A 17,323-nucleotide genomic window follows, 5' to 3' on the forward strand; every position below is an offset into this window, starting at 1 on the left:
TCTCGCTTTCGAATGCCAATGCTTGCGGGTGTGCGCCTACTGAGGCTCATTAGCCCGCCAACTGCGGAGGGGGGGAAGGAGCGGCGGGGGGGCCGGGCCGCCGCCCCCACCCCCCCGCCCGCCGCCCCCCGGGGGGGGGGGGGGGGCGGCCGCCGGCGGGCCCCTCCCCCTCCTGGCGGAAAAGAGGGACGAGCGGGGGGGGGGAGCCCCGCGGCGGGGGGGGGGGAAAAGAGGGGGGGGGGGGGGGGGGCGGCGAGGGGGCCCCCCCCCCGGGGGGGGGGGGGGGGGGGGGGGGGGGGGGGGGGGCGGCGGGCCCCCCCCCCCCGCCGGGGGGGGGCCCCGGGGCGGGGGGGGGGGCGGGCCCCCCCCCCCCCGCCGCCACGCCGAGCGGGGGGGAGGGGGGGGGGGGGGGGGGGGGGGGGGGGGGGGCGCCGCCACCCCGCCGGGAGAGAAAGGGGTGGCGGGCCATCTGCGGCTAGATAAGCGGCTGTAATCGAGCGCCGTCTTCACCGAGGCCGGCGCATCACTCCAGAGTTGGCGCTCTAAATTCTGGATATGCGTGGAGACGGATTGAATCGCGGGCAGCTGCGTGAGGATGGCGTTTTTCTCGATGGAAATATCGGTGATCGCGCGCTTGACGTTCTCGGACAGCGTGGCCAATTTGTCCGCCTCCAGGCTGTTTCGGCCGCCTGGCGCATTCAGTGCGAGCAAGCCCACCCGCAATGTCCGACGCAGGAAGGTTTCGGCATAATCCAGCGCGATGAGATCCTTGTACGTCAGGATCAGACTTTCATCGATACCGGAATCCGGGCGCGAGTTGGCCACGGCCAGCATCTTATAAACCGGCAAACTGGTCTGGTTGATGAAACCAAGGTCCTGTGTGGTCGGTGCGGTGCGCGTTTTAATCTTGTTGGAGAGGCTGCGAAGGCGATCCTCCACCAAAGAGGAGAAGGGCTTTACCTGGCGTGTTACCACCACCGGATTGAGGCATTCCGCGTCACCATTGCAGAAATACACGGGAATGGGAATCGACGCCGCCGTGCCGCCGTTTTCCCCCAGCATGAAGTCACGGATCGAGGTAATCGTCGGCGCTTTATCTTCGACACTGGGGTTGGCGCCCACCGTGGTGGCGTTGCGAACGATATAAGTCCCGACGAGACTCATCACGAATTCTTTTTCATCCGTGGAAATGGTTGAAATCTTGCTCATGGCTTCCCACATGACGTTGCCACGTACCATGTTGGCCTGATGCTGAGTGGGATCACTGCTGGCAGCAGCGGTATTCATCACACCGGGGGCCTGGGTCGCGCAGTTATAGGTGCCCTCGGTGCGGTCGACGACGCTGCCGAGATATTGCGTAATGTTCGCGCAGCCGCTCATCATGGACGTGTCGTACTTGCCCCACACGCCGTTCACCAGGCTTTGCGCGGCCTGGCATGAATTGATATTGACGGCATTCATCTTCTGCAGCTTGTCCATCAGGTCTTTTAAGTTGACGCCAATGAGCGGAGAAATCGAATCGATGGCGAGCTGAAAGGCATAACCGGTCGCGTTCGCGCCGATGTTCTGCAACATCGCCGTGAACTGCGCCTTATTGATGAAACTGAACGAGCCGCCGAAGACATCGATGCCGCCGCAACCGGCCTTGAGCGATGGCAAGGCAATCGACGCCAGTTGATAGTTTTTGCCGGGCGTGCGCATCATCAGATTGCCGCCCGTCATGGTATTCATGGTCTGGCCGCGGAAAGCGCCGGGGCTCGTCACGTTGCCGACCGTGCCAAGGTCGTTGAACATCTGTTGCATCTCGGCATTCAAATCGCCAGCAGCGGCCGGCAGGGACCCTGCCGCCAAGCCGGCGCAAAGTGAGGCGGCAATGATTGTGCTATTCACGGGGGCTCCTTAAAAGCGGTTGCCGACTTTGACGCTGGTGAGTGTGTAGATGCGTTCATAGAGGTCGGTATCGGCGACGACACCGTAGCTGATCACTTGTTTCTCGCCGGTGCCGGGAATGGCAAGCACGACGGCGGGAACGGCGGAGATTTGCAATAGCTGCGAAGCGCCGTTATCCGGGGTCGGTATCGGAAACTCGGGGAGGCCGGGTCCATCGAGCGAGATGGGAAAAACGGTCATGCCGGTTTCCTGGGCAAAGCGTTTCAGCACCGGCGCAAACTTGTGGCAATAGGGGCAATCGCTGCGAAAGAAAAAATACAGGCCATGGGTTTTCGCCAGTGCCGCAACGGTTGCGCGCTGCTTCTTCTGCAGCTCGGCGTCGAAGGCCTCCAGACCGAATTGCGTGGTCGGCCTGCCGCGCATGGCGTAATCGAGGTTAGGGTCCGTCCATACGGTGCGCTGCCACGCGTCCGCGAATTTCGCGGCGGTGTTCATGGCCATCATTTGGTAGCTCATATACGCATGCATGTTGTCGGGCGTCGGATTCATGATCGCGACTTTGCGTAGCTCGTCGAGGTTCTTGTTCATCGCGTCATGCTGAATCACCTCGGCGCGTTTAGTAGCGTTAGCAGCATCGGGAGGCGTCGGCTTGGCTTTCGGCCTTGGAACAACGGCAGCGGGGTCGCGGTAGAAAAGCCAGCCCTTGCAATCGGTTTTCCAGTACGGACAATCGGCGGGCTCGTCTTCCAACGCCTGACCCCAGGCAGACGCAATTTGCGCGCTAAAGGTAACGGCAACCAACAGTTGCACGATGCATTTCATTTGCCGGACCTCATCGGAAAATCGCCGTGTGCGCAGTAGCTAATTTCATAGACCAGTTTTTGGTCCTCGGCTTTTGGTTGGGCTCGTAAACCCGATCCTGTCGGGTCGTGACTTCCAGGCGCTTGCATCCCGCTTGAGGCAGTGCGCGGATAGCCCTCACGTCAATCAGGACCGGCGCATCGGTTCTGAAATGCTGGCGCATTAGTTCCGCGGCCTGCCCGGCAAAGACGCCGTGGGCCTCACCATCGATCGCGGCCTTGGTGAGCAGCGGTTTCATAAAAAGCTCGCTTCCCCCATCGACCGGCATGCGAGCTTGTTGCGCGCTCAACGCGAGCGGCGCCAGCAGCAGAAGCCAGGCAATCGCAGCCCTCAACATTTTCCCGCCACTTTGCAGGCAATCGTCGCTGAGGTGCGCGCGGTATTGGGCCCATTCTCGCCGGCTACGTCATACCGCAAGGTTTCATAAAACTCCTTCAGGTCCATCGCCGCGAAATTGAGCGATTGCAACTGGCTGGGCGTAAAACCGCCGCAATCCGGGTTCTTGGCGTCGCCCCAGCCACGGCCCAGTTGTGGCCTGCCCTGCTCGTTGATAATGCGTGCGAGCAAGGAATTGAAACAGCAATAGGTATGGGTTCTTTCCAGGCAAGCGCCGAACAGAAGTTTTTTCGAACAGGCCTCACCGATATCGTGGCAAAGGCGCTGGTCTTTTTTGAGCGCCGTGAATTTTTCCTTCTCCTCGCAACTCATGATTCCGGAATATTGGATGGCGAGAATCGCAATCGTCCAGGGGCGGGGACCAGCGAAACCAAAAGTTGGAACGCAAGTCGCCTGGATCACCCGGCAAGTGCTGAGCTGCTACCAGAGCCGAACATCGATGAGAACCCGCCCACCACCCAATTGGGCGCATCCGATACAAACAGGGCGTCGAAGGTGTAGCTCGATGTCGCCGCTTTGCTGACGGTACCGACGGCTGCCAACGCAAGGCTCAGATTGGTGAACAGCCCGAATTTGGTGCCGGCCTTGTTGCAGCAATCGACCAGGCCAAACAATTTTTTCACGCAACGGTTATCGAAGCCCTTGAACACCGTGAGCGTGGCCGGGTCCAGGTAGCGCCCGGCCTCGCGGCCCGCTTCCAGCATCGTGACCGCTTCTCGCAAAGTCCGAATCCGGCGGATGGCCGGTGTCCCAGCATTGCCCGTTGGTGCAATAGCTTTGGCTGCCGCAGTTGGTGACTTGGCTGGTGGTCGCGTCCTGAATGCGGCACTGGAACGTATGTTCCCGGTGCAGGCAAACATTCGCGATGTCCTTGTCGTACTCGACGCAGGCGGGAGAGCCAGGCTCTTCAATGCAGGCGCCGAACTTGGGTTGATTGCAATCGCTTCGCGGATCGTTGTTCACGCAACTGAACGTGTTCGTATAGTTCCAGCAAGCGCGTGTGACCGGCTGAAAATTGATCAATCGGGTCTCAAAGGGCTCCGCACAAGTGCTGGTGGTTCGCTCACATTTATTCACGATGCCGAGGCTACCAACGGTGGCCGGGAGTGAATTGTCACCATCCGGCAATAGCATGCCGGGGGGAACGCGAACTTCATTTGAAAAACATTGGTTATCCCAATTGTCGGATTCCTGAATCGTAACGGTCGCCGGCACATCAACGATTGGGCCAAGTGTGACGATCTGCGTGGCAGGATAAGGATCGCCGGTTACGGGATAGCAGATGCCCACCATCGCGAAATACGTGTCGTCGCCGTTGCATACATTGGTGACGACGTTCGTTTGCGTCTTGCACGTCCAATCCGGTGCGGAGAGTGAGCCCGATCCCGGCACCGGTGTCGGCCCTTCGATTGCGTTGGCGGGGCACGTGGGGGAATAGCTGACCTGCACGTCGAGCCGTTTGTTGCAAGGCGTGTTGAGCTCACGCTTCAAATAGTCGTTGCAGGTCTGGAAATCGTAACGCGCAAGCTGTCCCGCTACCGTTTGTGGGGCGCATGCGCTGTAATTCCCGGAGACGGCGGCGCCATAGGCACCAGGATTGTTGGCGATGTTGTTTCCGCCGATGACGATGGGGCTGCTACTACTGATGCCGGCATTCGGATGCTGACTCGGATTGGTTTGGCTGAAATTCACCGCAGCGCAAGATTGCCCGTTGTAGGTGGCATTCGGCGGGGCGTTGCGACAGGCGGCGATCATGGCAGCGGTGGGTGCGCTCAAATTCGACGCGCCGAAGTAGGCGCTGTTCGCATCGCTGCTTGTATAGTTCGGCACGGTGCTCGATGCCGTGCCGGTGTTGATCTTGTTTTTGGTGGTGGCATTGTTGGCCTGGCCGAAGGCCTTGGCCTGGTTGTGGGCCGCATTCATGTCCGGGGTCTGCGCGTGTGTTTTGCCTGCGGCCATGAACAACACGACCAGCATTGCAAACCCCATGGCGTGCCAGGACCGCTTCCAGATCGCGGCAATCCCGCAGACGAAAGCGCAACAGCCCAACGCAAACAAGGCGCGTTCGTTCAAAGGGGACCCTAAGCTTATTCAGAAAGTACGTTCCCTGAGGACTCAAGGCAGGCTTACGCTCAATGATCGCCTGAACCGCATAGTCCAAGGTGACGTCGCCCGCCACCAGGCCGTAGTCGACGCTTTTGCGGCACGTGGCATCTTTACATCCGCCCACCATTGCGCCCGGCTTGGCGAGCGCTACGGCCGGTACGGCGGTTACACCCATGCTGGCGTATAGCGAAGGATCGATTTGCCAAGCGACCTTGCGTGTGCCGATCAGCGCTTGTGCCTTCTTCGCGGTTTTCAGCATCGAATTTTCGTGTAGACCGCGCAATACCAGGACGGCGCCGGCGCGCTCGGCCTGGGTCAGAATGCGCTCGAAGGACGCCGGGGGAATGGTGAAAGAGACGAACACGAATAAATCACCCTGCGAAAGTGCGGCCACACTGCCGCGCTGCATTTGTTGGTACCTGTCCGCGATGTTGCCGATATCGACGTTGGGGGCACGCGCGGCAGGAACTACCGGAAAGCTCGGCGCCGGCGCGTTCTGCAGTTCCTTCGCGGTCGGGAACTTCGGTACCGGGGCATTCCGGATCTCGGCATCCGTCGGCAAGATCGGTTGCGCGGCGAAGGCATGCGCCGTCCACCAGAGTGCCGCAAAAGTTAGCGCGCTAATAGAACGTGACACAGCAATTGTTCTTTCTGAAAATTTGGTAGACGAAGTCCTCGCCTTTGTAAGGGAACTCGCGCCCGGCGCCCCATAGGACGTTGGTTCGTCCGATCGGCTGGCAGCATTGGCCGGCGATCTTCGCGGTCTGTGGAATCGGATACACCATCTCGAATTTGTATTGCTGCCGGTTCATGATCGGCTCAGGCCAAGAATGCGGATCGCACATGGCGGCCGGGCCGTAAGTGGCCCGGGTGATAAACATGCGATGCATTTTCGCGGCCAGGCGCTCCGCGATCAGGGTCGAGGCCATCACGCCGCCTTGGTGTTGCGCAACGTGGCCGGTAAAGGGGTAAAGGCTGCCTTGGCAACCGGCGCACCAGAATAGTGGCGCCAGCGGCATGGAGATCGTTGCCGCCACACAGTCGGCGCCGCACACGGCAGTCGAAACAGGGTTGGCGAAAAGGATCGCTTCGGGCGAAAGGATCGACGATAGTTCGTCGTCATTCCACAGCGGATCAATTTCGGTGAGATAGGCAATATCGAAAGGCGCCTTCTCGACGCACGAGAACTCCAATATCGCTTCCAGCCAACTGAGGATCGGATTCACGTACCAATGCGCCTGATAAAAACTGTTGCGTAGCGTGTTCTCCGCACGCCCGACATCGCCCTTCGGGCGAGTCATGCCGCCGCCGATCTCGATGCCCCCCAATCCTGCGAGACAAAATGGGGTGCGCGTCACATCGACCATGCGCGCGGGTTCCCAAAACCCGATGGCAACACCGATTTTGGGCGGGTAGCCCGGACAAACGCAGATGGGACTGCCGAAGTTGGAATACATCTCATCTTGGGAAAGTGTGACCAACGGTACGCTGCCGATTGAGAAGGGGAATAGGCAGGACCAGCAAATGTCGGTGATGGGATTGGGAAACGCACCCTGGCAACCCGCCGCGTGCGCGCGAGGAGCGACGGCAAGCCCGATTAGCGCGCAAAGCAGAAAAACGACCCTTCTCATAGCAACACCTCATCGATGCGCAGGCGCTTGCCTTCCTGGTTCACGACAGTGGGAACACGCGTGACACCGAGTTTCGACGTGATTGCGCCGTTCTGATCGAAATAGATCGGCACTTTCCATTCGCGCATCAGTTTCATGTAGGAGCCGGCGACCAGAATGGGTGTGACGCGCTCGCCTTTTTCATCGATCACGCGTTTCGCATAGGCGGCCTGCGCCGGGTCGCGTGCGTCAAAGAAAAGTAGTGTCTTGGTCATGGCGCGGGTGTCGAGCGGATTGATTTGCGTGCCGGCCGCGATCAAGACGTTGTTCTTGTCGTCATAGACGTTCGCCGGAACCGTGAACGTCGGATCGAAATAAAAGGTGCGCGCGGCAATAGCCGCGGTGAAGCCCGGCAACGGTTTCGGATTTTCGATCTGCTGCTTGACGCGCTCCTGGGCGGCGCGCTTTTCTTTCTCGAACTCGCCCGCCGCTTCTTTCTCCTTCAACGTTTTATGGATGACGGCAAGCAGATCTTCCTCCGCGATGGGATACGTGGGACCCAGCGTGCCCAAGTGCTCGGCATTGGCCGCGATTGCGACCGTAGCCGCCATCGCGAGCACCACGCGAAAGACGCTAGTAGATGACATGCGCGCGGCCAATGAGCTGCTTCACGTTGATCAGGCCGGTCAAGGCGTAGCGCGAGTCGAGGCTGTCTTTGTGGTCGGACTGGACGTACAGGTAGCCTTCGGGAATCTTCCCGGGGGCAATGATGTCGAGCGGCTTGCCGGCACGCGAGGTTTCTTTGGCCGTGCCCACCAGTCTGCCGTTGACGAATACCTCGCGGCCTTGCACGGAAATTTCATCACCGGCAACGCCGGCCACGCGCTTCAGGAACATCGTGCCGGGGGCGTAGGGGCCGCCGCCATGCCAGTAGAAGGCGGTGATGTCGCCTTTGCTTGGCGCTCGGCCGCGCTCGATAACGTAATAGTCCCCCGGCAGGCTGTAAGTCACATTGGCCCCCAGCATGTAGAACTGATGCAAGACCAGAAGTGTTGCCACGGGCAGTGCGTACCAGAACCAGTGCCGACGCATATGCGCATCCCAGCGCACGAACGATACGCGGGCGCGGCTGTAATAGGCTTCAAGGAAATTCATGGGTAAGGCCGTCATGGGGATTTGGTGGCAAGCCGCGCCTTCAGCTCGTCGGTGTAGTCCTTGATGCCGTTGCTTGCGACCACCGCGGACCGGTTTAGCAAGACACAGCCGCACTCGGTGGGCAACTGTTTCAACGCGGCATCCAGTCGCTTGCCGAAGTCCTGGGCGAGATCGACCGCCCTCGCCCGCTCCGCCTCACTTGAGTTGGGCTTCAGAATGAGCGCGCTGAATTCCTTCTCCTTCTCCTTGTAGATGTCGAGGACATCGACCACGGCATAACGTACGGCGCCGCGCGCGCTGAGCCAATTGTTGCCGGCAATCAGTGCCGCCGATATCAGCACCGCGACGGCGACCACCATCACGTTTTTCATTTCCATGCCGTGTTCCGTGTCCGCAGCACATCCTCGGTCGCTTCGTCTAGCGTCATGCCGCGCTGCTTGCGGCTCTTGAGTGCGGTGAAGTCTTCGGCCTTGGAACTGAATTGCAGCAGCGTGTAGGGGTCGATGTAGCAGCGCATCACCGCTTTTACGCCGGGGCCGCTGACGAGCACTTCGGAGAACACGCCCTCCTCCGTGCGCAGACCTTGCAGGGCACGCAGGAAGCCCGGATCATCGGCGTAAATGCCTTTGCCTTTGATGACTTCGAGGGCTTCTGCTTTTTGTCGCAGATAGCAGCGCCAATCGCTGTTTTTGAGTGCCGATTGCGCGGCAGGCGACAAGTCGTAGTCGGTGATGTTCTGTGTCGCCGTCACGAAAGCGCCGCCGTATTTACGCGCCCGGCGGTAGCCGGCGTCGATGAACTTGGCGGACGCGGAAGATTCCACACCCTGGTCGCCGGATACCGTGCCCAGCAAGTCCCATGCTTCATCGAGAATGACGAGCTTCCGCTGGTCGCGCGGGCTCAAATACATGTCGTAGGTAATCCGGTACATCATGATGAACAGGATCACCGCGCGCAGGTCTTTCTTGGAGTTAAGTTCTTCCAGCTCGAGGACGGTGAAAAAGTTGTCGAAGCGGATATTGGCGTCACCTTCGAAGTAGCGGCCGTAGGCGCCGTCGCGCGTGTAGTTGAAAAGCAGTGTGGCAAGGTCGCGGATACGCTGGTCCGGCTGTGTGTTCTCGTCGGCGTCGATGCGCCCGGTCTTGAGCAGCTCGTACAGATCGGTGATGGTGGCTTGGTTGCCCTTCTCGTTCCACACTCGCATGATGGCCGGCGCAAGATTCGCATAGCTCAGGTTATCGAGGTCTTTTTTCGGGCTCATCATCTGGGCGATAAGCGGCTGCAGCAGTTCCATTTCCTCCTTGATATCGACCACGAAGGTGAACGGATTGAGTTTGATGTCCTTCTCCGGCGTGAACTCGATGAAATCGCCGTTGAACGATTCGCACAAGTTTTCGTAGGAACGGCCGATGTCGATAATCCACACGCGCCCGCCGATGGACGCGTAACTGGAGGCCACATCGTTAACGAACACCGACTTCCCGGAACCGGACGCGCCGGCAACGGCGACGTTGAAGTTACCGGCCTTGTTGTCGAAGAAATCGAAGGTCGTGATCTGGCCGCGCCGTCCGGCGAGAATCATGGTCGGCGTCTCAGTCCCACTCCATTCGCCCATCAGCGGGGCCAGGTGCACCGCGTTGGATGACAACTTGGTGCTGGTGAGCTTGAACGACTCCAGGTCCTTGTAGAAATCCGTGGACAGCGCCATGGGGACATGCGATAGCAGGCCCGGGAGCTGCACCCGTTCCGTCAAATTGATATCAAAGCCCTTGGATGCCCAAATCGAGCGCGCCACCTGTTCCTCGCGCTGCAGGGTGTCGTTGGTCGCAAACAGCGCCAGGCTGTGGTACATATCGACCAGCGTTTCGCCCCGGTCGATGGCTTTCAACGCGAGATCCCAATCCTGCTTTTGCTGCTGCATCTGCGGCATGTATTTCGCCATCTTGGACTCGGCGTTTTGCGTGGCGCGCGCTTGCCGCAATTGCGCTTCATTGGTCACCGCGTCGCGATTCTTGAAGTAAACCCCCATCGTGATCATGAACGGACAGCCGTATTGCAATGCGCCCTGAAACAGGTCGCCGATCAGGCCCGACATCTGCCACAGTGCGAACACCCTCGGGTAGGTCTTGACGGAGTAATTGCGCAGCGCGACATGCTCGGCAAGGCTTTCTTTCCAAAACACGATCTTGTCCGGGCGGATCGACGTGTGGGTATCGCGGTCAATGATCTGATCGCGAATATCCTTGTATTCGTCGTATTCGATCCATACGCCATCCTCGAACATGCGCTGCGGGTTAAGCAAGTCCGCGTTCCAGTTGATCAGATCGTCGGGATTCCACTGACGGCTGGGAAAGCCGGCGGCGCGCAAGGTCGAGCGCATGCCGATGCGCATCATCTTGAGTTCCTTGATGAGCGCCAGGTTGTCGACGTTGCCGGGTACCACGTAACTGATGATGCAACGGTAGACCCGAACCAAGCTGCCCACGGTGGGTGCTAACGGCTCGCGCGCGGCCTTCTTCAGATAGTCCACGCGACGGCGCACCATGGCGCGGTAGGGATTCACATTGCGCTCCGGTCGGCCATAGGTGCTGCTGTAGCCTTCGTCGCGCTTGTCGGCAATGCGGCGAGCCCCGTAGGCACGCGCCGTGTGACTGATGCGCGGGCTGGCGAGGAGGCTCACTTGCACGCCGGTCGCATCGGGATTGTGCGCGTACAAAGCACTGAGGATCTGAGCCATATCGCCGTCCGCGCCGGTTTGCGGCGAAACCTCGACCACGAAGCCGATGGAATCGACATTGATAAAAATCTCGTCATCCTCTTTCCACGATGAGTACGGCAACCAGCTGGCGAGTTGGGACGCGCTGAATTCATCCGGGTCGATACTGGATTTCTTGGTCGGGCGCGCCTGGCTTTTAACCTGGTCCGTCCAACCTCGAAACCGATCAACGAAGCGCTCGAACGAATAGCCCTCATTCGTCGCGTCGGTCATTGTTTGCCCTCGGTCACGACGGCCGGGAATGTCGGCGCATTGGCGCTGCTCTGCTGCGACGCCGGCTGCGGAGCGACTTCCGACAGGGGAGCGTTTTTCAACGTGGCGGGCGCGAACTCGGGGCGGATGTTGCGCCGATTGTGTTCGATCACCCAGCGACCGGGATCAACGGTGAGGTAGACGTACATTTGGTCGTGCAAGTCGCCGTCGGAGTCTTCCCACGGCGCAATCCACAAGCGCAAGACGCGCGGTGCGGAACGCAGCGCGGTACCCGTGTTCGCAATCGTCCGGCGCTTGATGCCCGCGTCTTGCATAGACGCGGCAACCGCTTCCGGCGAAGCCGCCGGCTTTGTTCCCGCCTCAGCGGATGTTTGTGAAACCAATCCGGGTAGATTCCCGGAAAGCGAATTCATGTAAGCGCCTGAAGCCGACATGCAAGGCACGCCCTCGGGCGCCTGGCACTTAAACTTGGCGTCGGAATCGAGCCCTGTGCCGATCGACGCACAACCGGAAAGCGCGGATACAAGGACAGCAGAAAAAATGACGAGTCTCATGGCTTACTTACTCTTTCGTGGTGAGAAACGCGTCGATCTGCGCGGCGCTGGCAGCGCCGGGCAGCACGCGGCCGTACTGGTTGATCAAGGTCGGCGTCCCGGTAACGCCAAGACGTCCCGCCAGGGCAATATTTCGCTGAATGGGATTGGGACACGTCAACGCCGCCGGCGTGGTCCCGCCGGCAAGTAGGCGTGCCCACGACTTGGCTGGGTCGGGAGAACACCACACGCTGACCGCGCGCGGCGCGCTATCCGGATTCAGGAGCACGAAGGGGAACGTGTAGAGCGTCACATCGGCTAGCTTCGCAAGCTCACTCTCAAGCTTGCGACAATAGCTGCAGTCAGGATCGCTAAAAATCGCCAGGCTGCGCGAGCCCGCGCCGCGGACGACTTTGATTGCGTCGGCGAGAGGCAAATCGCTGAAGGCCACACGGGTCGTTTGGCGCACGACATCAGTCGTTAAGTCCTGCTGATTGCTCATGTCGAACAAGTGGCCGAAAAAGAAGTAGCGCCCGGTCGCTTCGACATACATCACGTTTTTGCCGGCGACGACCTCGAACACACCCGGCACCGGTGTGGGCTTGATCGTCTCGAATGAAGTAGCCGGGTAGAGCTTGGCCAGGGTCGCGGCAATGGGTGGGGTGTTTTCGGCGCCGGCTGCCGTTAGCGCGCTAACGGCCAACGCAACGCCGGCTGCGACGCGCTTAATCATCGACTCCCCCGCGCATTGAATTGCGGCTACGCTGGGCCAGCGCCGGGTAGTCATCGTCGGCGTTGGTCCCCGCAACATCATCGAATAATCCATCAAGGCTCACGCCCTTTTGCAAAACAATCTCGACCACGCGGCTGCTATCGATCTCGATCACGGGAAACATTTTTTCCGCCAACGAAATGTAGTAATTCGACAGGCGGTCCAGCGCGCGGCCGACGCCAAGACCCAAGCCGGCTTTGGCCGCGTCGGCACCTTGAACGGTGGAGGTGGAGCCAAGAGGCGAAACCGAATAGGTCGTCGCACTCTGCTGCAAGGCGCTGCCGATGCCGCTGGCCACCCCGGCCAGCAAGGCGTTCGCAAGGACCTGGCCCTGTTTGGAGATGAGCTTGCCGCGCAAGCCGGCTTTACCGTCTTCACCGAGAACCCAGCCCTTGAGCGGCACGTCGATGGTATTGCCGTTCTTGGCGATACAAGACATCGATTCCGTGCGAATCATCGCGCGCTCGCTGCTCAAATCGCCATAGCCGGCGGCAACGACAAAACAATCCTTGATCTTCCCGCGGAACTTGTTCGGCAACACGGCGTGATCCATCACGCGCAGCAATACGGGGTGCGGATTCGACTGCGCTTGCCCGCCCGTGGGCGCATCAAGCCCGCCGAGCAAAACAGAACGCCCGAAGGAACCGGATGGAATGTAGTTCGAGATGTTATGGATTTCCTTCTTCGGCTGTGCGCTGTTCCCCTCGATGGCGGCTTGCGCGCCAGGCGGGAGCTGGCCCGTCTGCGCGTTTGAGTTGGTCGCGCGCGGGGTCAGATCGACTGTGAATATCGGGGTGGTTTTCTCGGCGGCTACGGCCTGGGTGCCGGTGACGGCTGTTGGCAGTGCCGTTACCCCGCCCACAGGCGTGCGTGCCGCACCGAAGATTTGTTGCGCGGAGTTCACACCTTGGGGCGCCTTGGGGTGAACTTGAGGCGCTCCCTGCGGCTGCCCTGGATACTGCGCCTGGGGCGGTGGGAGCGTGGAGTCCGGGGGCAGGCCAGGATAGGCGCTTGCGGGAAGCGGCGCGCCGGCTGCGGACGAAGACAACGCCGTCGCACCGGCATTGCCTTTGACTTGGTTGAGCGCGTCGCTCAACTCCTTAACCTGCTTTTTCAGGGTGGCGATGTCGGCCCCTGCGGAGCCTATCCACGAATCCTGCGGACTCACCTGCGAGCCGGGTGTCACTATTTTCTCGATCGGCTTGGAAGCGGGCGCGGTTAGTGGCGTCGTGCCGGTGAACAGCACGCCGAGAAAGGACACCGCGAGCACGCCAATGGCGATCGTGCCAAGCCAGAACCATTGTTTGCGTTTGACCGCGGCGGGATCATCGATCTTGCCGGCCGGCGACGGGTTATCACTCATTGCGGCCCCTCTCGCGCACGATGAAGACGTTGGTGGCCTCAAAGGGCGCGAGAGTGAGCTGCTCGACCGAAGCGGCGACCACTCCCTCCTTGTAGAACTCCTGTTCTTCGAGAACCATTTGCCGATTCGTGAGGTTCGTCATGACGTAGTGATCGGCAACCAGGCCTGCGCCCATCAATTGCCGGCGCAACGTGAAGCGGGTTTCCGCCCACAGCGGAACGTTGCGCGCGACCTCGCGAACCTCATACTCCGGCGGCGGGGTATCCGCCGTGGCGGCGATCAACAGATTCTTGATCGACCTCACGTAAGCGCTGCTTTTCACGGGGCGCGCAGCGACGGCGCGTTGCGCGCTCGCCTTTTCCCGAATGATGATGCTGTCCGAGGGAATATCGACCGGAACAGCTAACATCGGAAAGGACGCGTTATCGGTCACCACAAAGAAGTTGATGGGCCTCGATCCGGTGCCCAGGGGCTTGACGAACACCTCGCCTTTATCCTGGTCCGCTTCAACAAAAAGTTCAGTGGGGTTATGGCGTAGCTTGTTGATGCGGCCCCCGTCGACTTTGATGAGCGTCATTTCCCGCTGCGATAAATTGACCGGGACGGCTTTGCCGTCCACGGCGTCTACATACTGCGCGGCCAAGGTGTGGCCGCTTGCAATAAGCGCGAGTGCGGCCAGGGTGTAAGGAAAAACACGAATCATGGGAGTCCTTAGTTGCGTGATGTACCGCTCACAGCGGCAGACTTGAGCGGCATGGGTTTGAACGGGTCGTCGGGGTTCGCCTCCGTGAACGGCTTCACGCAGATTTTTCCGCCGCGATATTCAAACTCGGCCAGGAAGGTTTTATTGACGTTGGATACCTGGGTGGTATTGACCATCGTCAGCAGGGACCCGGCCAGGGCCACCCGCAGCGTGGCTTCGTCCACGGTGATTGAACGCGGCAGGAATAGCTGTGAGGCGTTGTCGCGCCGGATGCGCTCGGCGGTAGAGCGCCCTTCCAGTTCGAAGGCCCCGTAGCTGCCCGGGCAAACATAGGTGAGCAACACCTTGTTCTGGTAATCGACGGTCGATGGCGCAACATTCAAACTCAGATAACCCGCGAAAGCGGCCATCTGCTCCAGATAATCACCACTGACCTTTTCGTTATCAACCCAGAAGGTCTTGTTGATCGTCGGTGGAACGATCACCGTCCGCTCGTGGCCGATCATCTTTAGAAACGCCATCGCGAAGACGATGTTGGCGACACACGACACCAGCAAACAAAATGAGGTGAAAGCAATGGTGGCGCGCGAAGCGTCCAGATTCTGTTTCAGAAAAAGAAATTTCAACCCAGCATCTCCCGAATGTACGACGGGGGAACCCGTCTCAATTTACCCACGGGCAGGTGCCAGTAGATCCAATGGATGGCATACGCCGGATGCTTACCGGATTTCAAGCGGCTCCATCCATACCCCGCGAACATTCCCGCAATCAATCCCAACGTGATCGACCCGGCGGCCGTCCCGAAAACAAAACACGTCCCGAATATCACGCCAACGTCGAGATCCCAAAAGAACAGCTTCGGAAAATCGTTGAGCCTGCGCGGAATTTCATGCGTGTCGTTATCGTTCATGCCGCCTCCGGTCTATTGGGTTCAGATGGTGGCCGCGAGCATCGAATTGAGCACGCCGGGGATGATCAGGATGAAAATCGCGAACAGGATTCCGCCCAATGCGATCAAGCCGTTTTGCTTGAATGCCCCGTAGCCAACACCAATGATGAAAGCAGCCAGTGCGATGGTCCGTCCGAGATAGCCGCCGATCCAGCCCGTCAACAGATCAAAAATGGGCTTGAATTCCGTTCCCGTGGTACCGGCCACTGCCGCGCCGGCAAACAATGTAAAAAACAAGACCATCCACATTCCACGCAGCGACAAACCCGTGCTGCGTGCGTTCAGAGTCAATCCAGTATTCATTGAGGTTTCCTTTTCGGTAAGGTGGTACACACTGCGAGAGGCGGTCCCCACGCAGATTCAATTGAGGCCTTCGCCTCCGTTGAATTGGGCCGCATGGGCCGGCCTTGCGACGTGGCCCGCATCAATTTCCACATACGCGCGGTTGTTCGCGGCGTCCGTGGACGCGCCGACCCAGCAGCAATCGGTGCGATAAAAGGCCCGAACCTGGGCGGGGCGTACTCCCAAATTCAGCAGGGCTTGCCTAACCTCGACGGCGCGCGCCCGCGCGCGCTCCGTACGCGCCGCGGCGTTGCCACTCTGCGCGGCGTATCCCGTTACGGTGATGGCGAGGGCATGCCTGATATCGGCCTCGAACTCGCGCAACAGGATTGTCGCGGCGTCATCCAGGCGCACCGCGTCAGGGTTGAAAACAAGGGTGAAGCCATTGCCGGACGTCGTCCGTGCAGCGGCAGGGACCACCTTCTCGGGAGAAATCTGCGGGCCGCTCAGCGAATCGACTGGCGACAAAGCCGCGTTATTCGATGAGGCCGGCGGCGAGGTCGGCGCGACCTGCGATAGCTGAGCATCAACAGGTGTTTTCAGCGTGGGTGCAAGGCAATCGCTGGCACATAAAAAAAACCCCCCTCCTTCGCGTGATGGTTTCTGCCGCACGCCAAGGTTCTTGGCGCCCACACCGGGCTCAGGACTAGGAGCGAGGGGAACACTCGAGCAGCTCGTCATGAGAAGGGCAATCAGGATCGCGGAACGAGAGCTTGAATTCATGAGCGCCCTTGCATGCCGGGATTTGGCGCTGGGTAAATGATTCGATGAATCGCGCGTGCGTAGCGCGCGCGCTTTTGTTCATTTTTCGCGTTGTATGCGCCCACCGCGCGCCAATTGAACCCGAGCCTCTTGAAGTTCTGCGCAAGCATCCAAGCGCCGACGTGGACGGAGGTGCAGCCATCGTGTAAGTGCCGCTCGGTAATGCCGAATTGGAGAAGCGTAGGAAGCCACTTGCTGTTGATTTGCATCAGGCCGATGTCGACGCTGCCATCGGCATTTGGCGCGCTAACGGCGTCCGGATTGAGCGCGCTCTCATGCTTGGCGATCGCGTACAAAAGCGCTGGCGATACCTGGTAACGCGCGGCGGCCTCGTGCCAGCACGAAGCCCGCACCGGTGACGCAACCACAGAGAGCACTAACGCGCTCATGACAATACATAAAGGCGTTTGCAATGCAGATGGCAAGCGTGAGCCGTGTCCAGTGGGGTTTGAATCTGAACGGACGGCTGCCAATGATTTGTAGCACGGCGAGTGATACGGAAGATCAAATCCCGACCGGGACACGAAAGTGTGGTGTTCCAAAATTTCTTGCCGCCCTAACTGTTGTTTTTTTGTTTTTTGCAATGACCGGCGTCAATATGAACATTGTTAATGGTATCTTCAACACCTTTTTAGTGGAGCCACTAACGTGTGCAACGGCCCGCCTCATCAAAACCCGGTTTCGCTCGGGGATTGCTTGGCCGGCGACGCGTTGCACACATTTGTGGGCAGTCACCGCCGGCTAGTTCGATGCGCACGAGGGCACGAGAAGCCGACTCAAACCCACCTGCGCGGGTGGGGCGAGAGTCTCCGGGATATTTAGATTCGCGGTGCGCGGGATCGCCTTGCACTGCTTTTGCTGAATGGATTGCTTTGCACCACCAACAACAACA

22 protein-coding genes are annotated in these 17,323 nt (G+C 59.8%); 1 reads left to right on the top strand and 21 read right to left on the bottom strand.

All coding sequences use genetic code 11. The features are described from left to right. Window positions 1-36: 36 nt before the first annotated feature. The 21 genes from IPP88_13810 to IPP88_13910 form a co-directional block, all read right to left on the bottom strand. Window positions 37-1,890, bottom strand: coding sequence for a conjugal transfer protein TraH (locus IPP88_13810; GenBank protein MBL0123749.1), 1,854 nt, complete (start codon window positions 1,888-1,890; stop codon window positions 37-39). Between the two features lie 9 nt (window positions 1,891-1,899). Then, window positions 1,900-2,712, bottom strand: a complete 813-nt coding sequence (locus IPP88_13815) for a conjugal transfer protein TraF (GenBank protein ID MBL0123750.1) — start codon at window positions 2,710-2,712, stop codon at window positions 1,900-1,902. A 10-nt stretch (window positions 2,713-2,722) separates the two neighbouring features. Continuing rightward, window positions 2,723-3,088 (bottom strand): hypothetical protein, encoded by a 366-nt coding sequence (locus IPP88_13820; GenBank protein ID MBL0123751.1) that lies wholly within the window; start codon window positions 3,086-3,088, stop codon window positions 2,723-2,725. Beyond that, window positions 3,082-3,459, bottom strand: a complete 378-nt coding sequence (gene traN / locus IPP88_13825; protein MBL0123752.1) for a conjugal transfer protein TraN — start codon at window positions 3,457-3,459, stop codon at window positions 3,082-3,084. The genes IPP88_13820 and traN (IPP88_13825) overlap by 7 nt, the downstream gene beginning before the upstream one ends. 86 nt (window positions 3,460-3,545) lie before the next feature. After that, window positions 3,546-3,869: a conjugal transfer protein TraN gene (traN, locus tag IPP88_13830; GenBank protein MBL0123753.1), complete on the bottom strand. Its 324-nt coding sequence runs from the start codon at window positions 3,867-3,869 to the stop codon at window positions 3,546-3,548. Then, window positions 3,778-4,902 (bottom strand): conjugal transfer protein TraN, encoded by a 1,125-nt coding sequence (gene traN, locus IPP88_13835; protein MBL0123754.1) that lies wholly within the window; start codon window positions 4,900-4,902, stop codon window positions 3,778-3,780. The genes traN (IPP88_13830) and traN (IPP88_13835) overlap by 92 nt, the downstream gene beginning before the upstream one ends. Continuing rightward, window positions 4,787-5,890, bottom strand: coding sequence for a type-F conjugative transfer system pilin assembly protein TrbC (gene trbC / locus IPP88_13840; protein ID MBL0123755.1), 1,104 nt, complete (start codon window positions 5,888-5,890; stop codon window positions 4,787-4,789). The genes traN (IPP88_13835) and trbC overlap by 116 nt, the downstream gene beginning before the upstream one ends. Then, window positions 5,874-6,884: a TraU family protein gene (locus IPP88_13845; GenBank protein ID MBL0123756.1), complete on the bottom strand. Its 1,011-nt coding sequence runs from the start codon at window positions 6,882-6,884 to the stop codon at window positions 5,874-5,876. Before IPP88_13845 ends, trbC begins: the two co-directional genes overlap by 17 nt. Further along, window positions 6,881-7,510 carry a type-F conjugative transfer system protein TraW gene (gene traW, locus IPP88_13850; GenBank protein MBL0123757.1) on the bottom strand — a complete coding sequence of 210 codons (630 nt, stop codon included), beginning with the start codon at window positions 7,508-7,510 and terminating at the stop codon, window positions 6,881-6,883. Before traW ends, IPP88_13845 begins: the two co-directional genes overlap by 4 nt. Beyond that, window positions 7,497-8,018, bottom strand: a complete 522-nt coding sequence (gene lepB / locus IPP88_13855; GenBank protein ID MBL0123758.1) for a signal peptidase I — start codon at window positions 8,016-8,018, stop codon at window positions 7,497-7,499. The genes traW and lepB overlap by 14 nt, the downstream gene beginning before the upstream one ends. 11 nt (window positions 8,019-8,029) lie before the next feature. Further along, window positions 8,030-8,395 carry a hypothetical protein gene (locus IPP88_13860; GenBank protein ID MBL0123759.1) on the bottom strand — a complete coding sequence of 122 codons (366 nt, stop codon included), beginning with the start codon at window positions 8,393-8,395 and terminating at the stop codon, window positions 8,030-8,032. After that, window positions 8,386-11,007 carry a type IV secretion system protein TraC gene (gene traC, locus IPP88_13865; protein MBL0123760.1) on the bottom strand — a complete coding sequence of 874 codons (2,622 nt, stop codon included), beginning with the start codon at window positions 11,005-11,007 and terminating at the stop codon, window positions 8,386-8,388. Before traC ends, IPP88_13860 begins: the two co-directional genes overlap by 10 nt. Then, window positions 11,004-11,561 (bottom strand): type IV conjugative transfer system lipoprotein TraV, encoded by a 558-nt coding sequence (traV, locus tag IPP88_13870; protein MBL0123761.1) that lies wholly within the window; start codon window positions 11,559-11,561, stop codon window positions 11,004-11,006. Before traV ends, traC begins: the two co-directional genes overlap by 4 nt. 7 nt (window positions 11,562-11,568) lie before the next feature. Continuing rightward, complete coding sequence (locus IPP88_13875) at window positions 11,569-12,273, bottom strand: DsbC family protein (protein MBL0123762.1); 705 nt, start codon at window positions 12,271-12,273, stop codon at window positions 11,569-11,571. Further along, complete coding sequence (locus tag IPP88_13880) at window positions 12,266-13,675, bottom strand: conjugal transfer protein TraB (GenBank protein ID MBL0123763.1); 1,410 nt, start codon at window positions 13,673-13,675, stop codon at window positions 12,266-12,268. The genes IPP88_13875 and IPP88_13880 overlap by 8 nt, the downstream gene beginning before the upstream one ends. Further along, a complete protein-coding gene (locus IPP88_13885; protein ID MBL0123764.1) occupies window positions 13,668-14,378 on the bottom strand; it encodes a type-F conjugative transfer system secretin TraK in 711 nt (236 codons plus the stop codon). Before IPP88_13885 ends, IPP88_13880 begins: the two co-directional genes overlap by 8 nt. A gap of 8 nt (window positions 14,379-14,386) precedes the next feature. After that, window positions 14,387-15,004, bottom strand: coding sequence for a type IV conjugative transfer system protein TraE (traE, locus tag IPP88_13890; GenBank protein MBL0123765.1), 618 nt, complete (start codon window positions 15,002-15,004; stop codon window positions 14,387-14,389). Beyond that, the gene (gene traL, locus IPP88_13895) at window positions 15,001-15,288 is read right to left on the bottom strand and encodes a type IV conjugative transfer system protein TraL (GenBank protein MBL0123766.1); all 288 of its coding nucleotides are present in this window, start codon (window positions 15,286-15,288) and stop codon (window positions 15,001-15,003) included. Before traL ends, traE begins: the two co-directional genes overlap by 4 nt. Window positions 15,289-15,309: 21 nt before the next feature. After that, entirely contained in the window at window positions 15,310-15,630 is a 321-nt protein-coding gene (locus IPP88_13900; GenBank protein ID MBL0123767.1) for a hypothetical protein, read from the bottom strand. 57 nt (window positions 15,631-15,687) lie between these two features. Further along, complete coding sequence (locus IPP88_13905; protein ID MBL0123768.1) at window positions 15,688-16,302, bottom strand: OmpA family protein; 615 nt, start codon at window positions 16,300-16,302, stop codon at window positions 15,688-15,690. A gap of 86 nt (window positions 16,303-16,388) precedes the next feature. Next, complete coding sequence (locus IPP88_13910) at window positions 16,389-16,820, bottom strand: lytic transglycosylase domain-containing protein (GenBank protein ID MBL0123769.1); 432 nt, start codon at window positions 16,818-16,820, stop codon at window positions 16,389-16,391. A 23-nt stretch (window positions 16,821-16,843) separates the two neighbouring features. Here IPP88_13910 and IPP88_13915 point away from each other — a divergent pair, with 23 nt between their 5' ends. After that, entirely contained in the window at window positions 16,844-17,176 is a 333-nt protein-coding gene (locus IPP88_13915) for a hypothetical protein (GenBank protein MBL0123770.1), read from the top strand. The last annotated feature ends 147 nt before the right edge of the window (window positions 17,177-17,323 follow it).

It is taken from the genome of Betaproteobacteria bacterium (assembly GCA_016720925.1).
In the GTDB taxonomy this organism is placed as follows: domain Bacteria; phylum Pseudomonadota; class Gammaproteobacteria; order Burkholderiales; family Usitatibacteraceae; genus UKL13-2.

Coding starts and splice junctions, on each gene's coding strand:
- IPP88_13815 (MBL0123750.1), bottom strand. CDS start 2,712: ATGAAATGCATCGTGCAACTGTTGGTTGCCGTTACCTTTAGCGCGCAA.
- IPP88_13820 (MBL0123751.1), bottom strand. CDS start 3,088: ATGTTGAGGGCTGCGATTGCCTGGCTTCTGCTGCTGGCGCCGCTCGCG.
- traN (MBL0123752.1), bottom strand. CDS start 3,459: ATGAGTTGCGAGGAGAAGGAAAAATTCACGGCGCTCAAAAAAGACCAG.
- traN (MBL0123754.1), bottom strand. CDS start 4,902: ATGATCGCCGCCTGTCGCAACGCCCCGCCGAATGCCACCTACAACGGG.
- IPP88_13845 (MBL0123756.1), bottom strand. CDS start 6,884: ATGAGAAGGGTCGTTTTTCTGCTTTGCGCGCTAATCGGGCTTGCCGTC.
- traW (MBL0123757.1), bottom strand. CDS start 7,510: ATGTCATCTACTAGCGTCTTTCGCGTGGTGCTCGCGATGGCGGCTACG.
- lepB (MBL0123758.1), bottom strand. CDS start 8,018: ATGAATTTCCTTGAAGCCTATTACAGCCGCGCCCGCGTATCGTTCGTG.
- IPP88_13860 (MBL0123759.1), bottom strand. CDS start 8,395: ATGGAAATGAAAAACGTGATGGTGGTCGCCGTCGCGGTGCTGATATCG.
- traC (MBL0123760.1), bottom strand. CDS start 11,007: ATGACCGACGCGACGAATGAGGGCTATTCGTTCGAGCGCTTCGTTGAT.
- traV (MBL0123761.1), bottom strand. CDS start 11,561: ATGAGACTCGTCATTTTTTCTGCTGTCCTTGTATCCGCGCTTTCCGGT.
- IPP88_13875 (MBL0123762.1), bottom strand. CDS start 12,273: ATGATTAAGCGCGTCGCAGCCGGCGTTGCGTTGGCCGTTAGCGCGCTA.
- IPP88_13880 (MBL0123763.1), bottom strand. CDS start 13,675: ATGAGTGATAACCCGTCGCCGGCCGGCAAGATCGATGATCCCGCCGCG.
- IPP88_13885 (MBL0123764.1), bottom strand. CDS start 14,378: ATGATTCGTGTTTTTCCTTACACCCTGGCCGCACTCGCGCTTATTGCA.
- traL (MBL0123766.1), bottom strand. CDS start 15,288: ATGAACGATAACGACACGCATGAAATTCCGCGCAGGCTCAACGATTTT.
- IPP88_13900 (MBL0123767.1), bottom strand. CDS start 15,630: ATGAATACTGGATTGACTCTGAACGCACGCAGCACGGGTTTGTCGCTG.
- IPP88_13910 (MBL0123769.1), bottom strand. CDS start 16,820: ATGAGCGCGTTAGTGCTCTCTGTGGTTGCGTCACCGGTGCGGGCTTCG.
- IPP88_13915 (MBL0123770.1), top strand. CDS start 16,844: ATGCAGATGGCAAGCGTGAGCCGTGTCCAGTGGGGTTTGAATCTGAAC.